Source organism: Collimonas sp. (assembly GCF_039923675.1).
Taxonomy (GTDB): domain Bacteria; phylum Pseudomonadota; class Gammaproteobacteria; order Burkholderiales; family Burkholderiaceae_D; genus Collimonas.
The window spans coordinates 44045-69416 of sequence record NZ_JBDTCG010000099.1 but is presented as its reverse complement, the minus strand read 5'-3'; the positions used below and the strand labels follow the sequence as shown (position 1 = coordinate 69416).

Annotated in this window: 25 protein-coding genes; 20 read left to right on the top strand and 5 right to left on the bottom strand. The window is 59.8% G+C overall.

All coding sequences use genetic code 11. The features are described 5' to 3' along the window. Positions 1-168: 168 nt before the first annotated feature. Genes ABI171_RS22730 through ABI171_RS22710 form a run of 5 tightly spaced genes read left to right on the top strand, consistent with a single transcriptional unit; the run spans position 169 to position 5209 of the window. Complete coding sequence (locus ABI171_RS22730; protein ID WP_348094844.1) at positions 169-1218, top strand: phosphotransferase; 1050 nt, start codon at positions 169-171, stop codon at positions 1216-1218. Positions 1219-1247: 29 nt separating this feature from the next. Further along, entirely contained in the window at positions 1248-1970 is a 723-nt protein-coding gene (murU, locus tag ABI171_RS22725) for an N-acetylmuramate alpha-1-phosphate uridylyltransferase MurU (RefSeq protein ID WP_348094843.1), read from the top strand. 37 nt (positions 1971-2007) lie between these two features. Beyond that, the gene (locus ABI171_RS22720) at positions 2008-3348 is read left to right on the top strand and encodes an aminopeptidase P N-terminal domain-containing protein (protein WP_348094842.1); all 1341 of its coding nucleotides are present in this window, start codon (positions 2008-2010) and stop codon (positions 3346-3348) included. 50 nt (positions 3349-3398) lie between these two features. Continuing rightward, on the top strand, positions 3399-4040 hold the full coding sequence (locus ABI171_RS22715) for an HAD family phosphatase (protein ID WP_348094841.1): 642 nt from the start codon (positions 3399-3401) through the stop codon (positions 4038-4040). After that, positions 4037-5209 carry an FAD-dependent monooxygenase gene (locus ABI171_RS22710; RefSeq protein WP_348094840.1) on the top strand — a complete coding sequence of 391 codons (1173 nt, stop codon included), beginning with the start codon at positions 4037-4039 and terminating at the stop codon, positions 5207-5209. The genes ABI171_RS22715 and ABI171_RS22710 overlap by 4 nt, the downstream gene beginning before the upstream one ends. A 75-nt stretch (positions 5210-5284) precedes the next feature. Here the strand turns inward: ABI171_RS22710 and ABI171_RS22705 are convergent, their stop codons facing one another. The 4 genes from ABI171_RS22705 to ABI171_RS22690 form a co-directional block, all read right to left on the bottom strand. After that, the gene (locus ABI171_RS22705) at positions 5285-6721 is read right to left on the bottom strand and encodes an NAD(P)(+) transhydrogenase (Re/Si-specific) subunit beta (RefSeq protein WP_348094839.1); all 1437 of its coding nucleotides are present in this window, start codon (positions 6719-6721) and stop codon (positions 5285-5287) included. After that, entirely contained in the window at positions 6718-7044 is a 327-nt protein-coding gene (locus ABI171_RS22700; RefSeq protein WP_014007609.1) for an NAD(P) transhydrogenase subunit alpha, read from the bottom strand. Before ABI171_RS22700 ends, ABI171_RS22705 begins: the two co-directional genes overlap by 4 nt. Before the next feature lie 100 nt (positions 7045-7144). Beyond that, positions 7145-7507 (bottom strand): aspartate 1-decarboxylase, encoded by a 363-nt coding sequence (gene panD / locus ABI171_RS22695; protein ID WP_348094838.1) that lies wholly within the window; start codon positions 7505-7507, stop codon positions 7145-7147. A gap of 150 nt (positions 7508-7657) precedes the next feature. Next, on the bottom strand, positions 7658-8773 hold the full coding sequence (locus ABI171_RS22690; protein ID WP_348094837.1) for a Re/Si-specific NAD(P)(+) transhydrogenase subunit alpha: 1116 nt from the start codon (positions 8771-8773) through the stop codon (positions 7658-7660). A gap of 311 nt (positions 8774-9084) precedes the next feature. On the opposite strand from ABI171_RS22690, the gene ABI171_RS22685 reads away from it, so the two are divergent. The 7 genes from ABI171_RS22685 to ABI171_RS22655 all read left to right on the top strand — a co-directional run bounded on the left by ABI171_RS22685 (position 9085) and on the right by ABI171_RS22655 (position 16405). Continuing rightward, on the top strand, positions 9085-9573 hold the full coding sequence (locus ABI171_RS22685) for an NUDIX hydrolase (RefSeq protein WP_348094836.1): 489 nt from the start codon (positions 9085-9087) through the stop codon (positions 9571-9573). Then, positions 9563-10684 carry a tRNA 2-thiouridine(34) synthase MnmA gene (gene mnmA / locus ABI171_RS22680; RefSeq protein WP_348094835.1) on the top strand — a complete coding sequence of 374 codons (1122 nt, stop codon included), beginning with the start codon at positions 9563-9565 and terminating at the stop codon, positions 10682-10684. Before ABI171_RS22685 ends, mnmA begins: the two co-directional genes overlap by 11 nt. Positions 10685-11120: 436 nt before the next feature. Then, positions 11121-11393 (top strand): DUF4148 domain-containing protein, encoded by a 273-nt coding sequence (locus tag ABI171_RS22675; RefSeq protein WP_348094834.1) that lies wholly within the window; start codon positions 11121-11123, stop codon positions 11391-11393. A 198-nt stretch (positions 11394-11591) separates the two neighbouring features. Beyond that, entirely contained in the window at positions 11592-13139 is a 1548-nt protein-coding gene (locus ABI171_RS22670; RefSeq protein ID WP_348094833.1) for an efflux transporter outer membrane subunit, read from the top strand. Between the two features lie 12 nt (positions 13140-13151). Next, positions 13152-15266: an FUSC family protein gene (locus ABI171_RS22665; RefSeq protein WP_348094832.1), complete on the top strand. Its 2115-nt coding sequence runs from the start codon at positions 13152-13154 to the stop codon at positions 15264-15266. A gap of 2 nt (positions 15267-15268) precedes the next feature. After that, the gene (locus ABI171_RS22660; protein WP_348094831.1) at positions 15269-15472 is read left to right on the top strand and encodes a DUF1656 domain-containing protein; all 204 of its coding nucleotides are present in this window, start codon (positions 15269-15271) and stop codon (positions 15470-15472) included. 33 nt (positions 15473-15505) lie between these two features. Further along, positions 15506-16405: an HlyD family secretion protein gene (locus tag ABI171_RS22655; protein WP_348094830.1), complete on the top strand. Its 900-nt coding sequence runs from the start codon at positions 15506-15508 to the stop codon at positions 16403-16405. Positions 16406-16470: 65 nt separating this feature from the next. Here the strand turns inward: ABI171_RS22655 and ABI171_RS22650 are convergent, their stop codons facing one another. Next, positions 16471-16851, bottom strand: a complete 381-nt coding sequence (locus ABI171_RS22650; protein WP_348094829.1) for an NAD(P)H-binding protein — start codon at positions 16849-16851, stop codon at positions 16471-16473. A 267-nt stretch (positions 16852-17118) separates the two neighbouring features. Between ABI171_RS22650 and ABI171_RS22645 the strand changes: the two genes are divergently transcribed. From ABI171_RS22645 to ABI171_RS22610, 8 genes are all read left to right on the top strand, one after another. Next, positions 17119-18822: a SulP family inorganic anion transporter gene (locus ABI171_RS22645; RefSeq protein ID WP_348094828.1), complete on the top strand. Its 1704-nt coding sequence runs from the start codon at positions 17119-17121 to the stop codon at positions 18820-18822. A gap of 23 nt (positions 18823-18845) precedes the next feature. After that, entirely contained in the window at positions 18846-19937 is a 1092-nt protein-coding gene (locus ABI171_RS22640; protein ID WP_348094827.1) for a hypothetical protein, read from the top strand. A 213-nt stretch (positions 19938-20150) separates the two neighbouring features. Next, complete coding sequence (locus ABI171_RS22635; protein WP_348094826.1) at positions 20151-20675, top strand: cytochrome b; 525 nt, start codon at positions 20151-20153, stop codon at positions 20673-20675. A gap of 36 nt (positions 20676-20711) precedes the next feature. Next, the gene (locus tag ABI171_RS22630; protein ID WP_348094825.1) at positions 20712-21299 is read left to right on the top strand and encodes a YceI family protein; all 588 of its coding nucleotides are present in this window, start codon (positions 20712-20714) and stop codon (positions 21297-21299) included. Between the two features lie 35 nt (positions 21300-21334). Then, positions 21335-21907: a YceI family protein gene (locus ABI171_RS22625; RefSeq protein WP_348094824.1), complete on the top strand. Its 573-nt coding sequence runs from the start codon at positions 21335-21337 to the stop codon at positions 21905-21907. A 138-nt stretch (positions 21908-22045) separates the two neighbouring features. Beyond that, positions 22046-23674 (top strand): alkaline phosphatase D family protein, encoded by a 1629-nt coding sequence (locus ABI171_RS22620; protein ID WP_348094823.1) that lies wholly within the window; start codon positions 22046-22048, stop codon positions 23672-23674. A 99-nt stretch (positions 23675-23773) separates the two neighbouring features. After that, positions 23774-24142, top strand: a complete 369-nt coding sequence (locus ABI171_RS22615; RefSeq protein ID WP_348094822.1) for a DUF2946 family protein — start codon at positions 23774-23776, stop codon at positions 24140-24142. 73 nt (positions 24143-24215) lie between these two features. Further along, complete coding sequence (locus tag ABI171_RS22610) at positions 24216-25268, top strand: TonB-dependent receptor (protein WP_348094821.1); 1053 nt, start codon at positions 24216-24218, stop codon at positions 25266-25268. The last annotated feature ends 104 nt before the right edge of the window (positions 25269-25372 follow it).

The window sequence follows — 25372 nt, the reverse complement described above, 5'->3', positions numbered from 1 at the left end:
GGTACGGCCTGAACATGATGGGGAATACTTAGGAAGCGCTGAGGAGGACCGGGTCATGAAATGAGTTTGGCAAACACCATGGCAGGCGATTTTTTGAAATTAATCCCTTATTATATGGGAACTCACTACCAACAGCGCATTACTCCTCGCTCATTACTGGATTGCTCAATGTCTTTATCACAGTCTGCCCCCGTTTTACCCGATCTGCGCCAGACTCAAATTGTCGAATGGCTAACTACGCTTGGCCGCATTCCCACCCTGCCGGCCACACTGCGGCCAGCCTCCGCCGACGCCAGTTTCAGGCGTTATTTCAGAATTGATACTGCCGCCGGCGGCACGCTGATCGTCATGGACGCACCCCCGCCGCAGGAAGACGTACGGCCCTTCATCGAGATCGGCGCGCTGTTCGCCGGCATCGGCTTGTCGGTGCCCGAAGTCCTGGCGCAAGACGTCGAACGCGGCTTCCTGCTGCTGTCGGATCTCGGCTCCACCACCTATCTGCAGCAACTCAATAACGACGACAGTATCGATAATGCACACAAGCTGTACATGGACGCCGTCGACGCCTTGGTATTGCTGCAAACCAAGAGCCAGCCGGATGTGCTGCCGGAGTACGACCGCGCCTTCCTGTCGCGTGAATTGCAAATATTCCCTGAATGGTATTTGGGCAAGCACTTGAAGGCGACCCTGAGCGACCAGCAAAACGCCGATCTCGGCAAGGTGTTCGACGCCATCCTTGCCAACAACCTGGCGCAACCGCAGGTATTCATCCATCGCGATTATCATTCGCGCAACCTGATGCTGCTGCCGAACGGCAATCCCGGCGTGCTGGATTTCCAGGGCGCGCTGTATGGCCCGATTACCTACGATATCGTCTCGCTGCTGCGCGATGTTTACATCCAGTGGAGTGAAGCGCAGGTGCTTGACTGGCTGATCCGCTACTGGGAGCGCGCCAAGCGCGCCGGCCTGCCGGTGGCGCCGGATATCGACACCTTCTACCGAGATTTCGAATACATGGGCTTGCAGCGGCACCTGAAAATCCTTGGCCTGTTCGCGCGTTTGTACCACCGCGACGGCAAGGAAGCCTATCTGAAAGATATCCCGCTGGTTATGGACTACGTCCGCAAGACAGCTTTGCGCTACCGTGAGCTGATCCCGCTGGTGCGCTTGCTGGACAAGCTGGAAGACAAGACAGTGCAAGTCGGCTATACCTTCTAATAGTAATTGGCAATTCAAATAAAGCATCCATGAAAGCAATGATCTTTGCAGCCGGCCGTGGCGAGCGAATGCGCCCGCTGACCGACACCATTCCCAAACCCTTGCTCAAGGTCCGCGGCAGGCCGCTGATCGTCTGGCATATCGTCAACCTGGTGCGCGCCGGCATCACCGAGATCGTCATCAACCATGCCCACCTGGGGCAAATGATTGAAGACGCGCTGGGCGACGGCAGCAAGTTCGGCGTCACAATCAGCTATTCGCCGGAAACCGTGGCGCTGGAAACCGCAGGCGGCATCGCCAACGCTCGCCACCTGCTCGGCGAGCAGCCGTTCGTAGCGATTGCCGGCGATATCTATTGCCCGCATTTCGATTTCGAACAAGTCAAGAATACGCTGGAAGACAATGACCTCTGGGGCCAGCCCTACCCGCTCGACAAACGCGATGTGGCCTGGCTGTTCCTGGTAAAAAACCCAGCCCATCATCCGCAAGGCGATTTCGCGCTGCACAGTTTTTCGCTCAGCAATGAGGCCGCATCTCCTGACACCCCGCGCCATACGTTTTCCGGGATCGGCGTCTATCGCCCCGAAATGTTCGACTCGGTCAGCCCCGGCCAGCCGGAAAAACTGGTCACACTGCTGCGCGAATATGCCGCACGCGGCCAGCTTGGCGGCGACGTCTATCGCGGCGAATGGACCGACGTCGGCACCATTGAACGCCTGAATCAACTGAATGCGCCGTTCGCACCCCCCTGATGCGGCCGCAGCCAACCTTTTACGGAAAGATGCCAGCATGACTCCTTACAGCACACGCCGCAGCAAACTGATTGCACAGATGCAGGCCATGGGTGGCGGCGTCGCCATCATCGCCACCGCGCCGGAGGCGATGCGCAATGCCGATTCCGACTTTCCCTATCGGCACGACAGCAGTTTTTACTATCTGTCCGGTTTCACCGAGCCGGATGCGGTGATCGTGCTGGTCGCCGGCAAAGACCCCAAAGCCATCCTGTTTTGCCGGGAGAAGAACCTTGAGCGGGAAATCTGGGACGGCTTCCGTTTCGGTCCCTCCGCCGCGCGTGAGCAGCTCGGTTTCGACGCCGCATTTGCGATCGATGAGATCGATGCTGAAATGCCGAAGCTGCTGGCCGACGCGCCGGCGATTTTCTACTCGCTCGGCAAGCAAGCCAATCGCGATACGCAACTGCAAGGCTGGATCAACAAACTCGGCGGCCAGGCTCGCATCGGCGTCAGCGCACCTGCCATCATCCACAGCCTTGAACCGCTGCTGGCGGAAATGCGCCTGTTCAAAGACGCCGGCGAACACGCGATCATGCAACGCTCCGGCCGCATCGCCGCAGGCGCCCATAGCCGAGCGATGCGCATGGCGCGTCCCGGCCTGCGCGAATACCACCTGGAGGCCGAGCTGCTGCACGAATTCCGCACCCACGGCGCAGAATCGCCGGCCTATACCTCGATCGTCGCCACCGGTTCCAACGCTTGCGTATTGCACTACCGCGCCGGCAATACCGAACTGAAAGACGGCGACCTGGTGCTGATCGACGCCGGTTGCGAATTCGAAAGCTACGCCTCCGACATCACCCGTACCTTCCCCGCCAACGGCATATTCTCGGGGCCGCAAAAAACCTTGTATGAAATCGTGCTGGCGGCGCAACACGCGGCGATCGCTGCAACCCGTCCCGGACAACGTTTCATCGACGGCCATAACGCCGCCTTGCGGGTGCTGGCGCAAGGCATGCTGGATACCGGCCTGCTCGCCAAGGACAAGGCCGGCACGCTCGACGACGTCATCGCCAACGGCGATTACCGCCAGTTCTACATGCACAGCACCGGCCACTGGATCGGCCTTGACGTACACGACGTCGGCGCTTACCGCGAACCGGGCGAAGCGGCGCCGGAAGGCGAACAAAAGCCGTGGCGCAAACTGCAGCCAGGCATGGTCACCACGGTCGAGCCCGGCATCTACGTGCGGCCGGCGGAAGGCGTGCCAGAGCAGTTCTGGAACATCGGTATCCGCATCGAAGACGATATCCTGGTGACCGCCGACGGCAACCTCAACCTGACCAGCGACGTACCGACCTCGGTGGCCGAGATCGAAGCCTTGATGCGAAAATGAAGCCGCGCGCCGGACTGCATTGCGGTTCCGGCACTGCTATCATGGCGCCTATGACAACCGCACACCCTACCATCGTCGTCTTCGACCTCGGCGGCGTTCTCTTCGACTGGAACCCCGACTACCTGTTCCGCAAACTGATCGCCGATGAAACCGAACGCAAGTGGTTCCTTGCCAACATCTGCAATGGCGAATGGAATCTCCAGCAGGACGGCGGCCGCTCGCTGGCTGAAGCCACCGCCAGCCTCAGCGCACGCCATCCCGAGCATGCGCCCCTGATTGCGGCCTTCAATGCGCGCTGGACAGAAATGCTGGGCGGCACGCTGGCGCCAGGCATGGCGATTTTCGATGCGTTGGAAGCAGGCGGCGTGCCCTTGTACGCCTTGACCAACTGGTCCGCGGAAACCTTTCCTTACGCCCGCAGCAACGCCCCTTTCCAGCCGATCCTGCAACGCTTCAAGGACATCTTGGTATCAGGCGAAGAACGGCTGATCAAACCGGACCCGCGTATCTATCAACGCATGCTGGAACGCATACGCGTGCACTATCCGCAGGTCCAGCCCGCGCATCTGGTCTTCATCGACGACGTCGAACGGAATGCCCTGGCTGCGCGCGCGCTCGGCTGGCGTGCGATCCATCACACGGATCCGGCGGTAACCGCCGCACAACTGCGTAACTGGGGTCTGCCGGTATGAGCGACCACATCAATCCGCAAAACGAGACAGATGTCGATATCGCCGTCTGCGGCGCCGGTCCGGTCGGCTTGAGCCTGGTGGCGTTGCTGATCAAACGCGGCATCGCCGCGGCACGGATCGCCTTGATCGACGCCAAGACGGTCGAGCTGGCGCGCCAGGATCCGCGCTCGCTGGCGCTGTCCTATGGCAGCAGCCAGATCCTGCAAGATATCGCCGCGTGGCCGATTGCAGCGACGGCAATTCATCAGATCCACGTCTCGCGCCGCGGCCACTTCGGCCGCACGCTGATTCAACGCCACGAATTCCAATTACCGGCGCTCGGCTATGTCACGCGCTACGGCACGCTGGTTACGGCTTTGGCTGCGTTGCCGGCTTTGTCTGAAGTCCGCTTACTGCGACCGCTGCAGGTGACTTCCAGCAGCGAGCATGAAGACAGCGTCGAATTGCAATTATCGGATGGCAGCTCGCTGCGCAGCAAACTGCTGGTGCAGGCCGAAGGTGGCGTATTCGGCGCCCAAGGCGGCAAATCGCTGCAACGCGATTACCAGCAAATCGGCATTGTGGCCCACGTCCAGGCTGGCACGCCGACAGCCCATCGCGCCTTTGAACGCTTCACCGACCAGGGACCGCTGGCGCTGTTGCCGCAGGATGACGGGCACGGCCACAACTACGCTTTGGTATGGTGCGTCCGGCCCGACACCGCCAACAGCCTGCTGGCGCTGGACGATGCGGCATTTTTGAACGCGCTGATGCAGGCATTCGGCAACCGGCTCGGACGGTTTATCAAGACTTCGCCGCGCAACAGTTTTCCGCTCGGCTTGAATGCCCACCCCGCGACATCCGCCAGAACTGTGGCGATCGGCAATGCCGCGCAAACCCTGCATCCGGTTGCCGGCCAGGGCCTGAACCTGGGCCTGCGCGATGCGACTGTATTGGCGCGCATGCTGGCGGTTGACGTATCGTCGGAGACATTGCTGCAATTTGCCGCCGCCAGGCAGTCCGACCGCAGCATGACGATACACCTGACCGACATCATGGCGCGGATTTTCGCCAGCGCGCCGGACGGCGCCTTATCGCAAACCCTGCTGGGCCTGTCGCTGGGACTGGTCGATGTGGTGAAACCGGCGCGCCGCTTGCTGGCGCAGCAAATGATGTTCGGCAGGCGCTGAACCTAGACCATCTCGCCAAATAAAAAGCCGCGCCGGTTTTACCCGGCGCGGCTTTTTGACAAGAGCGGTCAAGAATTATTCGACTGCCTTCACCATATCTTCAATCACTTTCTTGGCGTCGCCAAACACCATCATGGTCTTGTCCATGTAGAACAGCTCGTTGTCGAGGCCGGCGTAACCGGCGGCCATCGAGCGCTTGTTGACGATCACGGTCTTGGCTTTATAGACTTCCAGGATCGGCATGCCGGCGATAGAGGATTTCGGATCCTTGGCGGCAGGATTGACGACGTCGTTGGCGCCCAGCACCAGCACCACATCGGCCTGGGCGAATTCACCGTTGATGTCTTCCATCTCGAACACCTGATCGTAAGGTACCTCGGCTTCCGCCAGCAGCACGTTCATGTGACCAGGCATGCGCCCCGCCACCGGATGGATCGCATATTTAACGATCACTCCCTTGTGCGTCAGCTTCTCGGTCAGTTCTTTCAAGGCGTGCTGGGCGCGCGCCACCGCCAGGCCGTAGCCTGGAACGATGATCACGGTTTCAGCATTACCCATCAGGAAAGCAGCATCGTCGGCAGAGCCGGATTTCACCGGCCGCTGTTGCTGCGCACCGCCGCTGGTTGCCGCTGCGGCGTCACCGCCGAAGCCGCCCAGGATGACGTTGAAGAACGAGCGGTTCATCGCCTTGCACATGATGTAAGACAGGATCGCACCGCTGGAACCGACCAGCGAACCGGCGATGATCAGCATCGCGTTGTTCAGCGAGAAACCGATGCCCGCAGCCGCCCAGCCAGAGTAGCTGTTGAGCATCGACACCACCACCGGCATATCGGCGCCGCCGATCGGGATGATGATCAGCACGCCGAGGATGAAGGCGATCAACGCCATCAGGATGAACGGCAACCAGGTGTTGGTCAGCACGAAAATGATGCCGAGGCCGACCATCGCCACCGCCAGCAGCAGGTTGATGAAATGCTGGCCGCGGAAACTCACCGGCGCGCCCTGGAACAGGCGGAATTTATATTTACCCGACAATTTGCCGAAGGCGATCACCGAACCGGAGAAGGTAATCGCACCGACGAAGGTGCCGACAAACAATTCGATGCGGTTACCGACCGGCAGTGCTTCGCCGTGCGCCGCAATCCCGAAAGCCCAAGGCTCCGACACTGCCGCCACTGCGATACATACCGCCGCCAGGCCGATCAGCGAGTGCATCGCCGCCACCAGCTCCGGCATCTTGGTCATCTCTACCCGCTTGGCCAGCATGGCGCCGATGCCACCGCCGACCACCACGCCGCCGGTCACTAGCCAGAAGCCGAGGCCGGAGCCCTGCGATTCCGCTTTCAGCTTGACGATCAGCGCGATCGTGGTGACGACCGCAATCGCCATCCCCGCCATGCCGAATGCATTGCCGCGCCGCGCCGAAGACGGATGCGACAAACCCTTGAGCGCCTGAATGAAGCAGACCGAGGCGATCAGGTACAACAAAGTCACCAGGTTCATGCTCATTGCTGGGCTCCCTCTTTAGCTGCCGGTTTTGCCTTCGGCTCTTTTTTCTTGAACATTTCCAGCATGCGCTGGGTCACCAGGAAGCCGCCGAACACATTGACTGCCGCCAGCGCCACCGCCAGCGTGCCGGCGATCTGGCCGACGATGCCCTCGGTCAGACCGGCGGCCAGCATGGCGCCGATGATGATGATGGCGGAGATGGCGTTGGTGACCGCCATCAACGGCGTATGCAGCGCCGGCGTGACGGTCCAGACCACGTGGTAACCGACGTAGATCGCCAGTACGAAAATGATCAGGTTGGTGATGGTGTGCGTGACTTCCATGGTTTCCCCTTAAAGCGACCTCGAATAATTTCCGCTACGTCAATCCGACCGAGTCATTCCCGACCGGGTCGTTCCCGCGTACGCGGGGATGACGAAATTTTCAGATCTTTTTCAAACCGGTGATCCGGTTGTTGTCATCGACAAACACCACTTTCGGCACGTAGCTGACGGCTTCTTCGTTGGAGAGCGGCGCATAAGTACAAATGATCAGCAAGTCGCCCAGATGGGCGCAGCGCGCGGCGGCGCCGTTCAGCGATATCTCGCCGCTGCCGCGCTTGCCACGGATGGCGTAAGTCGAAAAACGCTGGCCGTTGTTGACGTTGTATAGTTCGATTTTTTCAAACTCGCGGATATCGGCGGCTTCCAGCAGGTCTTCATCGATTCCGCAAGAACCTTCGTAATGCAGGTCGGCCTGGGTAACGGTTGCGCGATGAATTTTTGCGCGCAGCATGATGCGTTGCATATCTTGTTTCTCCAATTGACAAAGCTGCCGGCCGCAGCCGGAGCCTTTTACAGCTATGAATTAAAACAGTACCTAAACGGTACCTATACAAGCAACCCGTTGCCGGGCAACTTGCCTGCATTACCTGCCGGTATTACTTATTTGCGTTACTTATTTGCGCAGTACTTCACCGGCACTGCACAGCAAAGTGGCCGCCACTATATCGTCTTCCCGATTAATCACAAGCCCGCCTTCGGCATTGATGATCAGCTTGAGGAAATCCAGCAGGTTGCGCGAATACAGCGCCGAGGCATCGGCCGCCACCAGCGCTGCCAGATTGCCTTCGCCGATGATGTGGACGCCGTGCTTGATGACAGTCTTGCCGCTTTCCGACAAGGGGCAGTTGCCGCCCTGGTCGACCGCCATGTCCAGGATCACCGAGCCCGGTTTCATCGCCTTGACCGTCTCTTCGCTGATCAGCACCGGCGCTTTGCGGCCAGGGATCAGCGCGGTAGTGATAATGATGTCGGCTTGCTTGGCGCGCTCATGCACCAGTTCCGCCTGGCGTCGCATCCAGTCAGCCGGCATCGATCGCGCATAGCCGCCGACGCCCTGGGCGATTTCCCGTTCTTCATCGGTGATGAAAGGCACGTCGAGAAATTTCGCGCCGAGCGATTCGATTTGTTCTTTCACCGCGGGCCGCACATCGGATGCTTCGATCACCGCGCCGAGCCGCTTGGCGGTGGCGATCGCCTGCAAGCCTGCCACGCCGGCGCCCATGATCAGCATGCGCGCCGCCTTGACGGTGCCGGCGGCGGTCATCAACATCGGCATGAAGCGCTGATAGGTATTGGCTGCCATCAAGACCGCCTTGTAGCCGGCAATATTGGCTTGCGACGACAGCACATCCATCGATTGCGCACGCGAAGTACGCGGCGCGGCTTCCAATGAAAACGCGGTCAGGCCACGACTTGCCATAACAGCAATATTGTCGGCATCAAAAGGGTTCAGCATGCCGACCACTACCGTGCCGCTTTTCAGCAAGGACAGTTCGTCGGTGCTGGGAGCGCGCACTTTCAGTACCGTTTCCATGCCGAAGGCGGCGGCGGCGTTGACCACCTCGGCACCGGCCGCAGCATAGGCTTCATCAGTAATGCTGGAGGATATGCCTGCGCCGGACTGTACCAGCACCTGGTGCTTGGCTGCTACCAGCTTCTTTACTGTCTCTGGAGTCGCTGCAACCCGGGTTTCGCCAGGCCGCGTTTCGGCGGGTATGCCGATTTTCATGGTCTTCTCCCACTATGTTAAGAATTCTTTGCCCTGGATCTTATGTACCGTTCGCCACATCGCAGGCCGTGCCAGGCGACGACGACATCCGGTCCAATTGGCCGTATGGAATATTACACGGAAAAATTGCAGCTAAACAATCTGAGTCTTGATGTAGGTTATTTATCCTAAAATTAGCGGCTTGTTGCGTTTTTACAATCATGGCTGGCATCACATCCGCTCACCATGCCCGACGGTGTCGCCTCGCCCCTGACTCACTTCTCATCGAAAACCGGCAGGCAAGTTAAAATATCGGATTAACCGAGGAATTTATGACTGACGTTTGGAAACCCTCCGTCACGGTCGCCGCCATCATCGAGCGCGACGGCCGCTTCTTGCTGATAGAAGAAGCGACCAGTGACGGCATCCGCATCAACCAGCCAGCCGGCCATCTCGATCCCAACGAGTCGCTGCTGCAGGCGGTCGCGCGCGAAACGCTGGAAGAAACAGCACACGAATTCACCCCGACCGCGCTGGTCGGCATGTATATGGCGCGTTATGTCTCGGCGCGCACCGGCAAAGCGGTCACTTATTTACGCTTCGCCTTCTGCGGTGATCTGGGCGTCCGGCACGAGCAGCCGCTCGATCACGGCATTTTGCGCACCTTGTGGATGTCGCGCGACGAAATGGCCGCCTGCGCCGAGCGCCACCGCAGCCCGCAAGTGTTGTTGTGCGTGGACGACTATTTGCGCGGCCAGCGTGCGCCTTTATCCATGCTGAACACCCACCCGAGCGCCTATGGAGTGGAACATGTCGACTAAAAAACGCGTAGTGATCGGCATGTCCGGCGGGGTCGACTCCTCGGTTGCGGCCTGGATGCTGAAACAGCAAGGCTATGAAGTCATCGGTCTGTTCATGAAGAACTGGGAAGACGACGACGATTCGGAATACTGCTCGACGCGCCAGGACTGGATCGATGCGGTCAGCGTGGCGGACGTGATCGGGGTCGATATCGAAGCCGTAAATTTTGCCGCAGAGTACAAAGACCGGGTATTCGCCGAATTCTTGCGCGAATACCAGGCCGGCCGCACGCCCAACCCTGACGTCTTGTGCAATGCCGAGATCAAGTTCAAAGCCTTTCTCGATCACGCCATGAAGCTCGGCGCCGATCTGATCGCTACCGGTCATTACGCCCGGGTGCGGCAGGCTCCGGCGGATCCCGGCCGTTTCGAACTGTTGAAAGCGGTCGACGCCAGTAAGGACCAGAGTTATTTCCTGCACCGTTTGAACCAGGCGCAATTGTCGAAAACCTTGTTCCCGCTGGGCGAAATCGAAAAAACCGAGGTGCGCAAGATCGCCGAACAGATCCAGCTGCCGAACGCCAAGAAGAAGGATTCCACCGGTATCTGCTTCATCGGCGAACGGCCGTTCCGCGAATTCCTGAACCGTTACCTGTCCTACAAACCGGGACCGATGAAAACCCCGGATGGCGATGTGGTGGGAGAGCACGTCGGCCTGAGCTTCTATACGCTGGGACAGCGCAAGGGCATCGGCCTGGGCGGCATGAAGTCGCACAAGAATGCCGGCGGCGACAGCGATCCCTGGTATGTGGCGCGCAAGGATGTGGAAAGCAACACCTTGTACATCGTGCAAGGACACGATCATCCGTGGCTGCTGTCATCGACACTGCAAGCGGGCCAGTTGAGCTGGGTTGCCGGCGAAGCGCCGCGGATTGCCGATTTATCGGCCAAGACGCGGTACCGGCAAGCCGATATGGCTTGCGCGTTTGGCAACCTGCAAACCGAGACCGCTGAAAACTTCAAGCTTGCGTTCACGGATCCGCAATGGGCCGTGACGCCGGGCCAATCCGCCGTGCTGTATGACGGTGACGTCTGCCTCGGCGGCGGCATCATCGAATCGTCGGGCAGCTAAAGCCGCACAGCCATGCCAAAGCACCGGTTTTACGTCTTGATGGCGTAAAACCGGTCATTTCTCCAGTTCTGAGCCGTTCTGGCCAGATCAAACAACCCCAAAATTTTTCTCAAAGACACTTTTTCATTCAATTACAACAATAAGTTCCCGTAAATTATTGTTAATAATGGAATAGTTTATTTCCATAATGACCATTTATTGTTGTTCCTGAAGTCTCTACACTGAGTTTCATCGATGGGCGCAACACACAAGCAGCATCAGCAATGCAAGTGCGCCGCTCACCGAGGCAGGACCCGACGGGCCAGGAGCCTGTCGGACTTAGGGGATCGAAGCGAAAAAATAGCTGGGCGATCATCCTAAGTCCGACAGACTCCTAGAGATACAAATGCCTGATCCGCCGAGCCCGGTGCCATCTATTAATTTCTTGGAGAAAAACATGAATGCCAAACAACTTATCGCAGGTCTCGCCGTTTTAGCCGCAGCCGGCAGCGCTTTTGCCGTTACACCATATCCACCTGAAACACCGTTCGTCTCCAGCAAATCCCGCGCTGATGTGCAGGCTGAAGTGGCGCAAGCCCAAAAAGAGGGCACGCTGAACGTTGCACGTAGCGAATATCCTATGGTTGCAGCTGCCGGCAAGCAAGTTACTCGCGCCGAAGTTGTGAGCCAGATCAACAAGGCAGAACCATCGGTGTACAACGGCAACTAAGTCGTACACGAAAAAGCGATACTGACTCAGCAGGTTTAAAGAGTCACGCAAAACGCCAGCAATGCTGGCGTTTTGCTATTATTGGATCATAGTGTTTTGCACCATGACTTTCGGTTGACCTCAGCGCCATGCTGCGTCAACAAAGCCCAACAGAGCATTCTCCAGACCTCTTTCGTCGTTACACTATTTCAGGTCACCATGCGGTTATCCTCCTTCCCCAAGTCTCCTCTTTCAGCCAGCCTGCTGCTGACTTGCTCGCTGGCCATCTTGTTAAGTGGCTGCGCCGATTTCTCGGGCATTTCTCCGCAATCGAAACTATCGGATGGCAGCGCGCTGGCTGCCGGCTCCGCGCTCGCCAAGGTCGGCAACGCTGCATGGCCGACCAGCGCCTGGTGGGAAAATTACCGCGATCCGCAACTCAATGCACTGGTGCTGCAAGCCGTGGCGGACAGCCCCAATCTGAAAATCGCTCAGGCCCGCATCCGCCAGGCATCTGCACTGGCCGGCGTATCGCGCGCGGCAACGTTGCCCAAGGCGGGCTTCGAAGCCAGCAGTACGCGCGGTCTGTATTCGGAGGAATACATCTTTCCGCCGCCGCTGGGCGGCAGCTGGAACTGGGATAATGAAATCACCGTCAAGGCCAGCTATGACCTCGACCTGTGGGACAAGGACCGCAGCGCGCTCGAATCGGCGCTCGACACGGTCCATGTCAGCGCCGCCGAAGCCCGCAGCGCCCAGCTGAACCTTGAAGTGGCGGTGGTGCGCGGCTATCTGCAGCTGGCGACCCAGTTTGCGCTGCGCGACATCGCCAGCTCGACGCTGACGCAACAGACTTCCATCGCGAATATCGCTCAACGCAAACTGAATGCCGGCCTCGGCACGCGGCTGGAAGTGAGCCAGGCCGAGACCGCGTTGCCGGACGCGCGCGCCAATATTGAAAAAATCGATGAGAACATCGCTCTGCTGCGCAACCAGATTGCCGCCTTGAGCGGTAAAGGCCCCGGCAGCGGCGAAGCAATCCAAAGACCGGTCCTGGCTGCCGCGTTGACCGTCACCATGAATGGCAACGACAGCAACGCGCAATTGCCGGTCGCGCTGCCCGACAACGTCCCTGCGCATCTGATCGGCCGTCGTCCCGATGTGATCGCGCAACGCTGGCGGGTCGAGGCGATGAGCAAGAATATCGACGTCGCCAAGGCTGCCTTCTATCCGGATATCAATATTTCTGCCTTCATCGGCCTGCAAGCACTCGGCTTCACCAACTTCCTCAGCGCGTCTTCCGGCGTGCGTGGCGCCGGGCCGGCGATTTCGTTGCCGATTTTTGAAGGCGGCCGCCTGCGCGCCAATCTCGGGGCCCAGACTGCCGCGCTCGACGGTGCGATTGAAAGTTATAACAACACGCTGGTGCAAGCCTTGCAAAGCGTGGCCGACCAGATCATCAAGCTGAAATCGGAACAGCAGCAGCGCGCACAATCGGAACAAGCGCTGGCGCTATCGAAGACATCCTACGATCTCGCCAAGCGCGGTTACCAGGCCGGTCTGACAGCTAACATCAATGTCATCCAGACCCAGCTGGTGCTGCTGCAACAACAACTGCGCGTGGCGCAAATCCGCGCCGGCTACCTGGATAGCTGGGCGCAACTGATGCAGGCGCTGGGCGGCGGCCTGGGCGACGATCTGCCGCTCCCCGGCGCCACGGATGGCTCCGCGAATGCGGCCACTGCTGCAGCTGCCGCAGAAAAATAAGCGGCGGCCGACATGAGCAACATCGCCAACAGCCGCCAGTCCTGGCTGCATCATCTGACGCAAGCCGGCGTCATCTGGATCGACAACCACGGCCAGGACCTGCTGCATGTCAGCAAAATCCTGATCGCCACCATGCTGGCGCTCGGGCTGTCGCTGCTATTCGACTTGTCCAAGCCCGGCACCGCCATGGTTACCGTGATCATTGTGCTGCAGCCGCGCAGCGGGTTGGTGCTGGCGAAAGGTTTCTACCGCTTCATCGGCACCTCGGTCGGTGTCATCATGTCGATCATCCTGGCCGCGTCGTTTACCCAGCAGCCGGTGCTGTTCCTGGCGGCGGGCGCCTGCTGGGTCGCTCTCTGCACCGCCGGCTCGACCATCTTCCGCAATTTTCAATCCTATGCATTCGTGCTGGCCGGCTATACGCTAGTGATAGTCGGCCTGCCGGCGGCGCTGCAACCTGACCAGGCTTTCGACATCGCCATGACCCGCCTGGCCGAAGTGATGCTGGGCCTGCTGTGCGCCGGCGTGGTCAGCGATGTGCTGTTTCCGAAGCACTTGTCGGACGTCTTGCTGCTGACGGTGCGCAAACGCTTTGCCGACTTCAAGACCTTCATTGCACTGGATGAATCGGCCGCCGCGTCGCGCCCTGCGCGTGAGCGCATGGTGCTGCGCTTTATCGGTGAAGTGATTTCGCTCGAGGCGCTGCGCACTTCATCCGTGTTTGAAAGCGCCGCCGGCCATTTGCAAAGCCTGCAACTACGGCAGTTAAACAATGCTTTCATGACCGCCTCTACCACCTTCCACTCGCTCGACCAGCTGTTCGGCCGCTTGCAGGCAGGCGGCAAGCACAGCACCCTGAGCGCTTTGATGATGGAGTACAAGGCGATTGCGCGCGCCTTCTCCAGCCAGGACCGGATGCCGCTGAAACAGGTCCGCAACGGTATGCCGCAACGCCTGGCAGCGCTGCGCCGCGGCCTGGCCGCCGGCAGCACCGGCGGCAGCGATAGCAGCAACTTGCTGGATTTCGATTCCGCCGCCGAGTTGCTGGCCAGGTTCGCCGAAGAGTTGCTGATCTACGCCCGCATCCATGCCGTGGTGATCCAGGCCGAAATGCACATGGCGGACGATGTCCAGCTGCCCGCGCACTATGTGGCGCGCACCGATCCGACCTTGATCTTCACCTCGGCGCTGCGAGCAGCGATCGGCTTCGGCATATCGGCGCTGTTCTGGATCCAGACCGGCTGGGTTTCCGGTGCCGATGCGGTGGTCATGGCGACCGTCGTCAGCGCGCTGTTTGCGGCGGCTCCCTCGCCGGTCAAGGTAGTGCGGCAGTTCATGATAGGCGCTGCTCTCGGCGGATTTTTCGGTTTCCTGTCAGCGTATTATCTGCAATCGCAAGCGGAAAATTTCACCATGCTGTGCATCGCGCTGGCGCCTTTCATCCTGATCGGCGCCTGGCTCACCACCACCCGGAAATATGCCGGCATCGGCACCGGCATCCTGCTGTTTTTCTTTTCCTACGCCAGCATCGGCAGCAGCTACCAGTTCGACATGCTGGAACTGCTCAACGGCATGGCCGGCGGCCTGATCGGCGTCGCCATCGCGTCGGTCATGTACCAGATCATCGATCCCTCCGACAGCCGCTGGATCAAGCGCCGCCTGGCGCGCGCCTTGCGCTTCCAGGTGGTGGAAGCCTGCAACCGGCCGCTGCCGGGCCTGGCCGGCAGGTTTGAAAGCGGCACTCGCGATTTACTGTCGCGCTTTGCGATTACCCATTCGCTGGATAACGAAGACGACCGCGCCATCATGACCTGGCTGTTGTCGGTGCTGGAAATCGGCCGCGCCGTGATCCAGCTGCGCCAGGAAACGCTGGGCATCAGCGATCCGCAAACGCATGCCCGGATCGACGACAGCATACGCAGCATCGCTCATCTGTTTGCGCGCCCCAATCAAACCCGCTTGCGGGCAGCGCTGGACTCCGTACTGGCGACAATTGTCGTGTGCCGCGACATGCCGGGAGTGCTAGCCAACCTGCACTTGATGCGCGGCGCCATGCTGGAACGGGTCACCGTGCTGACGCCGGCGGAAACCGCCTCCAAGCCCACCACAACTTCTACCGGGAATTGACCATGCCGCGTGAAATCGCACTCTTCGATGCGCTCATCCCCACTTTGCTGCTGGTCTTTATCGGCTGCCTGTTTCTGCAGATGGCGATCGACTGGCTGTTTACCCGCCTGGGCCTGTACCGTTACGTCTGGCATCCCAGCCTGTTCCGCATCGCCTTGTTCTTTTGCATTTTCGGCGGCGCCGGGCTGCTATTGCATGTTGTTTAATTAATCTGCTGTAAAAATTGCGCTAAGGTCGACATGAAACCATCCACCATTGTAAAAACCCTGCTGCAGGTGATCATCACGCTGCTCGTGGTCCTGATTGCGGTCTTGCTGGCGCGCGCGCTGTGGGAGCGCTACATGAACACGCCCTGGACCCGCGACGGCCGGGTGCGCGCCGACGTCATCAGCGTCGCCGCCGATGTCTCCGGCATCGTGGTGGCGGTGCCGGTGGCCGATAACGGCTATGTGCACAAAGGCGACCTGCTGATGAAAATCGATCCGGCGCGCTACACGCTGGCGCTGGCGCAGGCCGACGCACTGGTGACCGAACGCCGGGTCGGCCTGACCACCAAGCAGCGCGACGCCGAACGCCGCGCCAAGCTGGACGGCGATGTGATCTCGAATGAAAATCGCGAAAACTCCAGCGCCGACGCCTCCGCCGCGCAAGCCTCTTATCAGGCTGCGCTGGCCGCGCGCGACAGCGCCAAGCTGAACCTGGAACGGACCGAAGTACGGGCCACGGTCGACGGCTGGATCACCAACCTCAACGTGCATGCCGGCGACTACGCCCAGGCCGGCTCGCCGAAGCTGGTGGTGATCGACGCCAATTCATTCTGGGTCTATGGTTATTTTGAAGAGAACAAGCTGCCCTTGATGAAGGTCGGCGATGCCGTCGACATGCGCCTGCTCGGCAGTGAACAGGTCATCAACGGCCACGTCGACAGCATCTCGCGCGGCATCACCGACCGCGACAATGCGCTCGGCAGCTATGGCTTGGCCAATGTGAATCCGAGTTTCAACTGGGTGCGGCTGGCGCAGCGGGTGCCGGTGCGCATCCACATCGACAAGGTGCCGGAAGGCATCACGCTGGCGGCTGGCATGACGTGTACAGTGATCGTCAAACCCGGACAACGGCCGGCGACAGCTACAAAATAAAAACAGCTTGGATTAGGCTATGCCAGGGCCTGTTCCAAGCTGCGGCGCTGGCGGCGATCTGGATTTCAATCCATTTTCATATCGTTCTTGATCCAGTCCAGCACCGACGTGTGCTGTGGCTGCCAGCCCAGTTCCTTGCGCGCCTTGGCCGCCGATACCCGGCTGTTCGAGCCGAAGGAATAGACCGCATGGCCGAATCCCCACTCGTCGATCGCATCCTGCACCGGCCATGACTCTGCAGGCCACAAGCCCAGCCGCCGGGCAATTGCGCCCACGATCCCGGCATCTGCCAGCGTACCCGGCACCGGCTCGATGCCCTGCGCCTTCAGCCGTTCAACCTGCTCCGGCGTGCGCACCAGACCGCGGACACTATAACCTTCCCGCATGAAGCGAGCGGCGACGGAACCTCCGATAAAACCACTTGCTCCTGTGATAAAGACTCGCATGCGCAATCCTTATTCCTTATCGGAGTGATAGTGAAACGGTAAGCAATAGCCACACTATGTACGTTTTATTTATTGAGAAAAATGCGCTCATCAATAAATGATATTTGACTTAAAATCAACAGCCGCATTAATTGTCTAGTTGATTGTCTAGGTGATTGCCGAATCAGCATGCATGATCATGCGCAACGCAAATTGTTTCGTTGTAGCATCGCATTGTTGCGAAAACAGCATAAAATCAGAACACAACATCCACCTTCAGGGAGCCGCATGAGCGCTGCACCATCACAACATGCCGACCTGAATCCGACGCCGCCGGCTAAACGCATGGCATTGGCGGATCTGGTGGCCGGCCTCTCGATTGCCGGCTTGCTGCTGCCCGAAGCGGTCGCCTATTCCAGCATCGCCAACCTGCCGCCGCAAACCGGCGTGATTGCGCTGTTCGCAGGCCTGCTCTGCTACGGCTTGTTCGGCAGCAGCCGCTTTGCGATTGTCTCCGCCACCTCATCATCCGCAGCCGTGCTGGCGGCAGCCACTGCTTCCATGGCGAATGGCGACACAGGATTGAGAATGACGCTGGCGATCGGCCTGGTGATGATTACCGGGCTGTTTTTCCTGCTGGCGGGGCTGGCGCGCATGGGCAGCGTCACCGACTTTATCGCCAAGCCGGTGTTGCGCGGTTTTGCTTTCGGCCTGGCGATCGTAATCATCGTCAAGCAGGTTGCCAGTGTGGTCGGGGTGCGGCCGGTACATAGCGACATGACCCGCTTCATTCCCGAAATGGTGATGCAGATCGGCCGCTGGAACTGGATCAGCGTCGCCGTGATGGCGGCGGCGCTGGCCTTGCTGTTTTTGTTTGCGCAGTTGCGGCGCGTACCGGGCGCCTTGCTGGTGATCGTCATCGGCGTCGCCGCCGGCCAGTGGCTCAACCTGTCGCAATACGGCGTCGGCCTGGTCGGCAGCATCCATCTGCAACTGGCGACGCCGACCTTGCCGATACTGTCGCGCGCCGACTGGTTGCGGCTGGGCGAACTGGGTTTCGCCATGGGCATGATCCTGTATGCCGAATCATATGGCGCGATCTGCAGCTTTGCCATCAAGCATGGCGATACGGTGTCTCCCAACCGGGACCTGCTGGCGCTGGGCGCTTCCAATCTGCTGTCCGGCCTGTTCCATGGCATGCCGGTCGGCGCCGGTTATTCCGCCACCTCCGCCAACGAAGCGGCCGGCGCCACTTCACGCCTGTCGGGCTGGGTGGCGGCGCTGGTGATGCTGGCGATCGTGCTGACCTTGCTGCCGGCGCTTGCCCTGACGCCGGAACCGGTGCTGGCCGCAATCGTGATCCATGCCGTCAGCCATACCCTCAATCCGATGGTGTTCCGCCCTTACTTCCAATGGCGCCGCGACCGCCTGGTGGTGATCGCCTCGGTGGTCGCGGTCTTGCTGCTGGGCGTGCTGGACGGCCTGCTGGCATCGATTGTCATCAGCATCTTCATGATGCTCAGGCAATTTTCGCAATCGACCATTTCCGTCCTCGGGCAGCTCGGCGAAACGCACGATTTCGTCAACATGCGCACCCATCCGGACGCGCAGCCGGTGGCCGGCATCATCATCTTGCGTCCCAATGAACCCTTGTTTTTCGCCAATGCCGAACGGATCCTGAGCCAGGCGCGCCGTTCCATCGGCGTCGCGTCGGCGCTGCATACCGTGATTCTCAGCCTGGAAGAATCACCCGACCTCGACAGTTCGAGCCTGGAAGGCTTGCACGATTTTTTCAGCTTCGTCAACGCCAACGGCTTGCGGCTGTTGCTGGCGCGTCTTAAAGATCCGGTTTACGACATCATGAAGAATGCCGTCGCGCCCGCTTTTCCGGCGGCCTCGCTCAGTGCGCTGAGCGTCGCCGAAGCAGTGCACCTGGCATTGTCGGCGCAACAGCAAACTACACCATCTATAGAAACGATCAAGGGAGAATAACCATGCGTGCACGCCGGAAAATAATGACAGCTGCCCTTTGTGCGGTATTTGCTGCAGCGGCGACCACAGCAGCGAGTGCGGCTGAAATTGCCTTTTCCTCGCAACGCGATTTCACCGAAATCAGCCTGAACATCAAGGATACCTATAACGCCAATCCGGATCTGATCGAGCTCGATGTCACGCTCAGCCAGGATGCCCAGCAGCGCATGCAAGCGGTCACCAGCGCGGCGCTGGAGCAGGATTTGACGATGCTGATCGACGGCAAGGCAGTCAGCACTGCGCACGTCCGAAGTGTTATCGACACGCCGCAAATGCGTGTCGTCATGTCGCGCCAGGCTGCTTTAGATCTCCTGCCGAATCTGCTGGGCGGCAATGGCGGCGCAAATTCGCCAGCCACTCCGCCGGCGCCGCTGATGCCGCCCCTACCGCAGGCGGCCGCCAATCCTGAGCCATTGTTCGCCATGCCCCCGGTCGAAGCGCAACCCCAGCAGGTGGTGCCGCCAACGGTTTCGGAGTCGGCGCCAGAGGTGGTTGCAGCCATGCCGACGGCGGCGCCGGAGTCCGATGCGCCAATGCCACCAATGCCTACAATCCCGCCGATGGCGTCCGTGCCGGCGATCCTGCCCGACCTTGGCGCCGCCCCGGTAGCAGATCCGGCGCCAACCGCGCTGCCGCAAGAACCTGCCATGGCGCCGCCGGTTGTGATCGCCAGCGAACCACCGGCGTCAGTCGTTCCCGCCATTGCTGCCGTTGCAGATGCGCCGCCGCCAGCGCCGCAGGTACCGCGTTGGGCAGCAGGCGCCTGGCTGCCCACCAGCGCCACGCCGTCGCCCTACGCCGAAATCTATACCGGCGACGCGATGGCGATCTCCGGACATGCGGTCAGCGCGATCAACTGTAACCAGGCCAAAACGCGGGTGCTGGAAAGCAGCGCTCAGCAAGTACGCTTGCAGATCGATAATGGCAGTCCTTGCATCATCAATAAAGTCACCGTCGAGCAGATGCGTATTAGCCCTTCGGCAACACCTGGCAAAGTAGTGATCTCGCTGTATGCCCAAGGCGATGACATGAACGGCGCGCCTGCCAGCGAGGGCAGTTATCAGCGCAAGCCATAGCAGCGGCGCGGGTGGCGTCCGAAAACACGGTTCAGAAATTTCCGATACTATAGCGACTCGCTTGATGTACCGCCCGAGCGTACAAATTGCCAGTCGCAGGCGCTGACGGAAACGTGCTGCTGTCTTGCCGATCAGAATCGATCGCATGACGCAGCTTGATTTGCCGCTTGCCATTGGCCGTTCTGAACTCTGTTTTATTACCGCTCCATGACTATGCAACGTTACTCAATTCCAGCCATCGTGCTGCACTGGCTGGTCGCTATCCTGATCGTTGCGGCCTTTACGCTAGGCCTGACCATGGTCGACATTCCCGGCCTGACGCCCACCAAGCTGAAATATTTTTCATGGCATAAATGGCTGGGTGTGACAGTGTTCGGCCTGTCTTGCCTGCGCCTGCTATGGCGCAAGACCAACGCCGCGCCGCCCTATCCGGCCAGCATGCAGCCCTGGCAGCAGACGGCCGCGCACGGTTTGCATATCCTTTTGTATGTGCTGATCTTCGCGGTGCCGCTATCCGGCTATTTCTACAGCCTGGCGGCCGGCGTGCCCGTGACTTACCTCGGCATCTGGCCGATGCCGGTGCTGATCGCGCCCAATCCGGATCTGAAGCCGATACTGAAACTGGTCCACTACACCCTCAACATGATCATGCTGGGTGCTGTCTCGCTGCATGTGCTGGCCGCGCTCAAGCATCATTTCATCGACCGCGACGGCGTGCTGAAACGCATGCTGCCTTAGTCACTCACCCTCATTCATCCCATCAAAGGAACCCTCATGATGCCTGCACGCTTCCTCAACCTGAGCTTACAAACTGCCGCTGCCGGCTTGCTGGCACTGGGCGCCAGCTGGTCGGCCATTGCCGCGCCGCTGAAACCCGACCTGGCCAAAAGCACCGTCACCATCGTCTTCAAACAGATGAATGTGCCGGTGGAAGCCAAGTTCAAGAAATTCAGCCCGGCCATCGATTTCGACAGCGCCCAGCCCGCTGCAGCCAAAGCCAGCGTCGACATCGACATCGCCAGTTTCGATCTCGGCGATCCTGAATACAACAAGGAAGTGCTGAAGAAAGAGTGGTTCAATGCGGCGCAGTTCGCCAAGGCCAGTTTTGTCGCCAGCAGCATCAAGCCCAGCGCCGGCGCGCCGGCCGGCAGCAAATACGACGTCAGCGGCAAGCTGACCATCAAGGGCAAGAGCACCGATGTCAGCTTTCCCCTGAGCGTCAAGAAAGAAGGCGGCGCCCAGGTATTCGACGGCACCCTGCCGATCAAGCGGCTCACCTACAATATCGGTGAAGGCGAATGGAAAGACACCAGCATGGTGGCCGACGAGATCACCATCAAGTTTCATCTTGTAGCGAATTAACCAGAGACACCATCCCACTGAAAGGATCACCATCAATGAAAATCAAACTCATCATCGCCGCCCTGTTGGCCGCCAGCGCCGCCAGTGCATTTGCCGCAGCTGATACCTACACCATCGACCCCAACCATACCTACCCGAGCTTCACGGCCGACCACATGGGAATATCATTCTGGCGTGGCAAGTTTGAGAAAACCACCGGCAGTGTGACGCTGGACCGTGCGGCCAAGACCGGTTCCATCGATATCCACATCGATCCAAGCACCATCGATTTCGGCCATGCCAAGATGAACGAACACGCCTCCGGCCCGGACATGTTCGACGTCAAGAAATTCCCTGACGTGACCTACAAAAGCAGCTCGATCCAGTTCGACGGCGACAAGCCGGTGGCAGTCGACGGCGAGCTGACCCTGCATGGCGTCACCAAGCCGGTCAAGCTGACCATCAATTCATTCAAGTGCATCATGCACCCGATGCTGAAGCGTGAAGTGTGTGGCGCCGATGCGACCGCAGAATTCAACCGCAGCGACTTCGGCATCAGCTACGGCGTACCGAAATTCGCACCGGAAGTGAAGCTGGCGATCCAGGTCGAAGCAGTCAAGACCAACTAATCCTGGCGATGGCGACAGAGCCGGTCGGCAACCCGCCGACCGGCTTTTTTTCGGCCTGCAACAAACTTCTGCAGTTCATCTGCCTGTAATACAAGACCGATAAAATCAGTGCTCAGCCCCCATCCCGCCGAGCCCGCCATGTCATCCAGCAACGCCCCCGCCAACAAACGCCGCACCTTTTTGCACAAAGTCACCGCCGGCGCCGGCGTCCTGCTGAGCGGCGCGCCGCTGCATAGCGTCATCGCGCAAACAGCTACAGCCGCAGCTGCGCCTGCCATCATCACCTCCGACAAACTGCGGCCGCAAATGCCGAGTGGCGTGATGAGCGGCGATATCAGCCGCGACAAGGCGATCATCTGGAGCCGCGCCGACCGGCCGTCGCGCATGGTGGTGGAGTACGCCAACAATGAACACTTCCAGAACGCACAGACGCTGAGCGGACCGCTGGCCTTGTCCAGCAGCGATTTCTCCGCCAGGGTCGACCTCGGCGGCCTGCCCAGCGGACAGACGATTTTTTACCGCGTGCGTTTCCAGGATATCCAGAACCCGTCGGTGTATAGCGCAGCGCTGAGCGGCAGCTTGCAGATTCCGGGCGGCGCCGAACGCGACATCACCTTCGCCTTTTCCGGCGACGAAGCGGGACAAGGCTGGGGCATCAACGAAGCCTGGGGCGGCTACCGGATTTACGAAACCATGCGCCGCTTCAGGCCCGATTTCTTTATCCATTCGGGCGACCAGATCTACGCCGACGGCGTCATCGAAAAAGAGGTCACGCTGGACGACGGCACGCTGTGGCAGAACCTGGTCACGCCGGCCAAATCCAAGGTGGCGGAAACGCTGGACGACTATCGCGGCAATTTCGCCTATAACCTGCTGGATATCAACAAGCGCCGTTTCGCCGCGGAAGTGCCGTTCCTGGTGCAATGGGACGATCACGAAGTACGCAACAACTGGTATCCGGGCCAGCAGATCGGCGCCGCCGAAAAGCGCTATCAGCAACGCGACCTGTCGACCCTGGCCGCCAACGCAAAACGGGCGATGTTCGAATACAACCCGTTCCGCATCGAGCCCAGCGATCCCGAGCGGGTCTACCGCATGTTCAACTATGGCCCTTTGCTGGAAGTATTCATGCTCGACGAGCGCAGCTATCGCGGCGCCAATTCGCCGAATCGCCAGAGCGCGCTGACGCAAGACGCCGCCTTTCTCGGCGCGGCGCAATTACGCTGGATCAAACAGGCGCTGCTGCGCTCGCAGTCGACCTGGAAAGTCATTGCCAGCGACATGCCGATCTCGATCGTGGTGCCGGACCTGAATCCCGATGTGCCGCAAGGGACCTTCGAAGCCTGGGCCAATGGCGACAACGGCAAGCCGCGCGGGCGCGAGCTGGAAGTGGCCAGCCTGCTCAAGTTCATCAAACAGCACGACATCAAGAACGTGGTGTGGGTGACCGCCGATGTCCACTACGCCTCGGCCACCCGTTATTTGCCGGAAAAGGCTCAATTCACAGAATTCAAGCCGTTCTGGGAATTTGTCGGTGGCCCGCTGCACGCCGGCACTTTCGGCCCCGGAGAAATCGACCGCACCTTCGGTCCCGATGTACGCTATGTCAGCATCCCCGGCGATATGAAGCAAAACCGGCCGCCCAGCGATTTATTGCAATTTTTCGGCGTCGGTAAAATCGACGCCAAAAGCAAAGTCATGACGGTGTCCCTGCACGACATCGACGGCAAGGATCTGTTCAAGGTCGACCTGCATCCCGAGGCATAGCGGTTATCGGCCGCCATCTATTGCCCCGACAAGGACGACGCGCTACCATATGGTTGCCTGCGCCATCTCGGCGCCAGGCTAACCGCGACAGCCTTATCCATGTTCCGCCTGCCCCGTCCATTACGTCAGCTAGCCATCTGCCTGGCCATGTTTGCAGCCTTGCTGCCAAGCGTGGTGCAGCTGCTGCCGGCAGCGCACGGCCAGCCGCTGGGACTGGGCGAGCTGTGCAGCGTGGCGGGCCATGTGCAGGCGCCCGGCTCAAACAACTCCGACACACCGGACCAGGATCATCAAGGCCATTGCCTGCTGTGCTTCTTGCATGCGGCCGACCTCGGCCTGCCGCCCGTCATCAGCCAGTGGCAGCTCCCGGCCAGCGCAGGCATCGCTCTGCCGCAAGCCATATTTACCCAGCACGCCAGCGTTGTCCGGCTGCATCCGCAATCACGCGGGCCACCCGTATTTTCTTGATTTGATTAACTCTGCAGCGCACTATCGCTATACGAAAGTGCGGGTTATCACTTGAACAAGGAATACCTTCATCATGGCTACGCCATTCTTCAGTCGCCCCCGTCTTCGCACCCGTCTTGTTTACGCCCGCCTGGCCGTATGGCCGCTCGCGGCTTTGTCTTTGACCGCGCTCTTGCCGCAAACGGCGCTGGCCTGCGCCAGCTGCGGCTGCACCCTCAGTTCCGACTGGGATAATCTCGGCATCAGCAGCTCGTCCGGGCTGAAAATGGATATCCGCTACGACTACCTGAATCAAAACCAGCTGCGTAGCGGCAGCAGCACTATCTCGCCGACTGCCGCCAGCCGGATTTCGAATAACGGCGATCCGCAAGAAGTCGAGAAATACACCCGCAACAATTACCTGACGCTTGGTCTCGACTATAGCTTCAATCCGGACTGGGGCATTAATCTGCAGCTGCCTTACATCATGCGCAGCCATGGCACGCTGGGCACCGCTTCAGACGGCATCACGCCCGGCGACGGCGGCGGCCAGTACGATTCCCGGACTTCCGGCATCGGCGACATGAAAATCATTGGCCGCTACCAGGGCTTTACGCCGGAACATAATTTCGGCATCTTGTTCGGCGTAAAGCTGCCCACCGGCAGCCATACCGATACCGCCATGTCGAGCGATCCAACCGCGCCAAGCCCGGTGACTATCGACCGCGGCCTGCAGCCGGGCAGCGGCACCACCGACGCCATTCTCGGCGTCTACTATATGGATACGCTGAGCCAGAACTGGGACTATTTCGCTCAGGGCATCGTCCAGAAAGCGCTGGATTCCAGCGACCATTACCGTCCGGGCGACGGCGCCAACCTGAACCTGGGCCTGCGCTATATGGGCAACACTGCCTTCACGCCGCAAATCCAGCTGAATGTGCGGCGCGTGCTGCACGATGCCGGCGCCAATGCCGATACCATCAGCACCGGAGGCACCCTGGTCTATCTCAGCCCGGGCGTGAACGTGCCAATTTCACAGCAGGTCTCGGTGTACGGTTTCGTACAGCTACCGGTTTATCAAAAAGTCAACGGCGTGCAGCTGGCGCCGCGCTATACCGCGACCGTAGGCGCGCGTTATTCTTTCTAAAACTGTACGTCCGGCAGCCCGCTGCCGGACGCCAAGCTGCCAGCCATCACGCATGGCACCAATATTTTTATGACAACTAAAATGCCTTGATGCCGACATTGCCT

What these genes read in the sequence shown, in the direction of transcription:
- ABI171_RS22730 (WP_348094844.1), top strand. Translation starts at nt 169, where the DNA reads ATGTCTTTATCACAGTCTGCCCCCGTTTTACCCGATCTGCGCCAGACT.
- murU (WP_348094843.1), top strand. Translation starts at nt 1,248, where the DNA reads ATGAAAGCAATGATCTTTGCAGCCGGCCGTGGCGAGCGAATGCGCCCG.
- ABI171_RS22720 (WP_348094842.1), top strand. Translation starts at nt 2,008, where the DNA reads ATGACTCCTTACAGCACACGCCGCAGCAAACTGATTGCACAGATGCAG.
- ABI171_RS22715 (WP_348094841.1), top strand. Translation starts at nt 3,399, where the DNA reads ATGACAACCGCACACCCTACCATCGTCGTCTTCGACCTCGGCGGCGTT.
- ABI171_RS22710 (WP_348094840.1), top strand. Translation starts at nt 4,037, where the DNA reads ATGAGCGACCACATCAATCCGCAAAACGAGACAGATGTCGATATCGCC.
- ABI171_RS22705 (WP_348094839.1), bottom strand. Translation starts at nt 6,721, where the DNA reads ATGAGCATGAACCTGGTGACTTTGTTGTACCTGATCGCCTCGGTCTGC.
- ABI171_RS22700 (WP_014007609.1), bottom strand. Translation starts at nt 7,044, where the DNA reads ATGGAAGTCACGCACACCATCACCAACCTGATCATTTTCGTACTGGCG.
- panD (WP_348094838.1), bottom strand. Translation starts at nt 7,507, where the DNA reads ATGCAACGCATCATGCTGCGCGCAAAAATTCATCGCGCAACCGTTACC.
- ABI171_RS22690 (WP_348094837.1), bottom strand. Translation starts at nt 8,773, where the DNA reads ATGAAAATCGGCATACCCGCCGAAACGCGGCCTGGCGAAACCCGGGTT.
- ABI171_RS22685 (WP_348094836.1), top strand. Translation starts at nt 9,085, where the DNA reads ATGACTGACGTTTGGAAACCCTCCGTCACGGTCGCCGCCATCATCGAG.
- mnmA (WP_348094835.1), top strand. Translation starts at nt 9,563, where the DNA reads ATGTCGACTAAAAAACGCGTAGTGATCGGCATGTCCGGCGGGGTCGAC.
- ABI171_RS22675 (WP_348094834.1), top strand. Translation starts at nt 11,121, where the DNA reads ATGAATGCCAAACAACTTATCGCAGGTCTCGCCGTTTTAGCCGCAGCC.
- ABI171_RS22670 (WP_348094833.1), top strand. Translation starts at nt 11,592, where the DNA reads ATGCGGTTATCCTCCTTCCCCAAGTCTCCTCTTTCAGCCAGCCTGCTG.
- ABI171_RS22665 (WP_348094832.1), top strand. Translation starts at nt 13,152, where the DNA reads ATGAGCAACATCGCCAACAGCCGCCAGTCCTGGCTGCATCATCTGACG.
- ABI171_RS22660 (WP_348094831.1), top strand. Translation starts at nt 15,269, where the DNA reads ATGCCGCGTGAAATCGCACTCTTCGATGCGCTCATCCCCACTTTGCTG.
- ABI171_RS22655 (WP_348094830.1), top strand. Translation starts at nt 15,506, where the DNA reads ATGAAACCATCCACCATTGTAAAAACCCTGCTGCAGGTGATCATCACG.
- ABI171_RS22650 (WP_348094829.1), bottom strand. Translation starts at nt 16,851, where the DNA reads ATGCGAGTCTTTATCACAGGAGCAAGTGGTTTTATCGGAGGTTCCGTC.
- ABI171_RS22645 (WP_348094828.1), top strand. Translation starts at nt 17,119, where the DNA reads ATGAGCGCTGCACCATCACAACATGCCGACCTGAATCCGACGCCGCCG.
- ABI171_RS22640 (WP_348094827.1), top strand. Translation starts at nt 18,846, where the DNA reads ATGACAGCTGCCCTTTGTGCGGTATTTGCTGCAGCGGCGACCACAGCA.
- ABI171_RS22635 (WP_348094826.1), top strand. Translation starts at nt 20,151, where the DNA reads ATGCAACGTTACTCAATTCCAGCCATCGTGCTGCACTGGCTGGTCGCT.
- ABI171_RS22630 (WP_348094825.1), top strand. Translation starts at nt 20,712, where the DNA reads ATGATGCCTGCACGCTTCCTCAACCTGAGCTTACAAACTGCCGCTGCC.
- ABI171_RS22625 (WP_348094824.1), top strand. Translation starts at nt 21,335, where the DNA reads ATGAAAATCAAACTCATCATCGCCGCCCTGTTGGCCGCCAGCGCCGCC.
- ABI171_RS22620 (WP_348094823.1), top strand. Translation starts at nt 22,046, where the DNA reads ATGTCATCCAGCAACGCCCCCGCCAACAAACGCCGCACCTTTTTGCAC.
- ABI171_RS22615 (WP_348094822.1), top strand. Translation starts at nt 23,774, where the DNA reads ATGTTCCGCCTGCCCCGTCCATTACGTCAGCTAGCCATCTGCCTGGCC.
- ABI171_RS22610 (WP_348094821.1), top strand. Translation starts at nt 24,216, where the DNA reads ATGGCTACGCCATTCTTCAGTCGCCCCCGTCTTCGCACCCGTCTTGTT.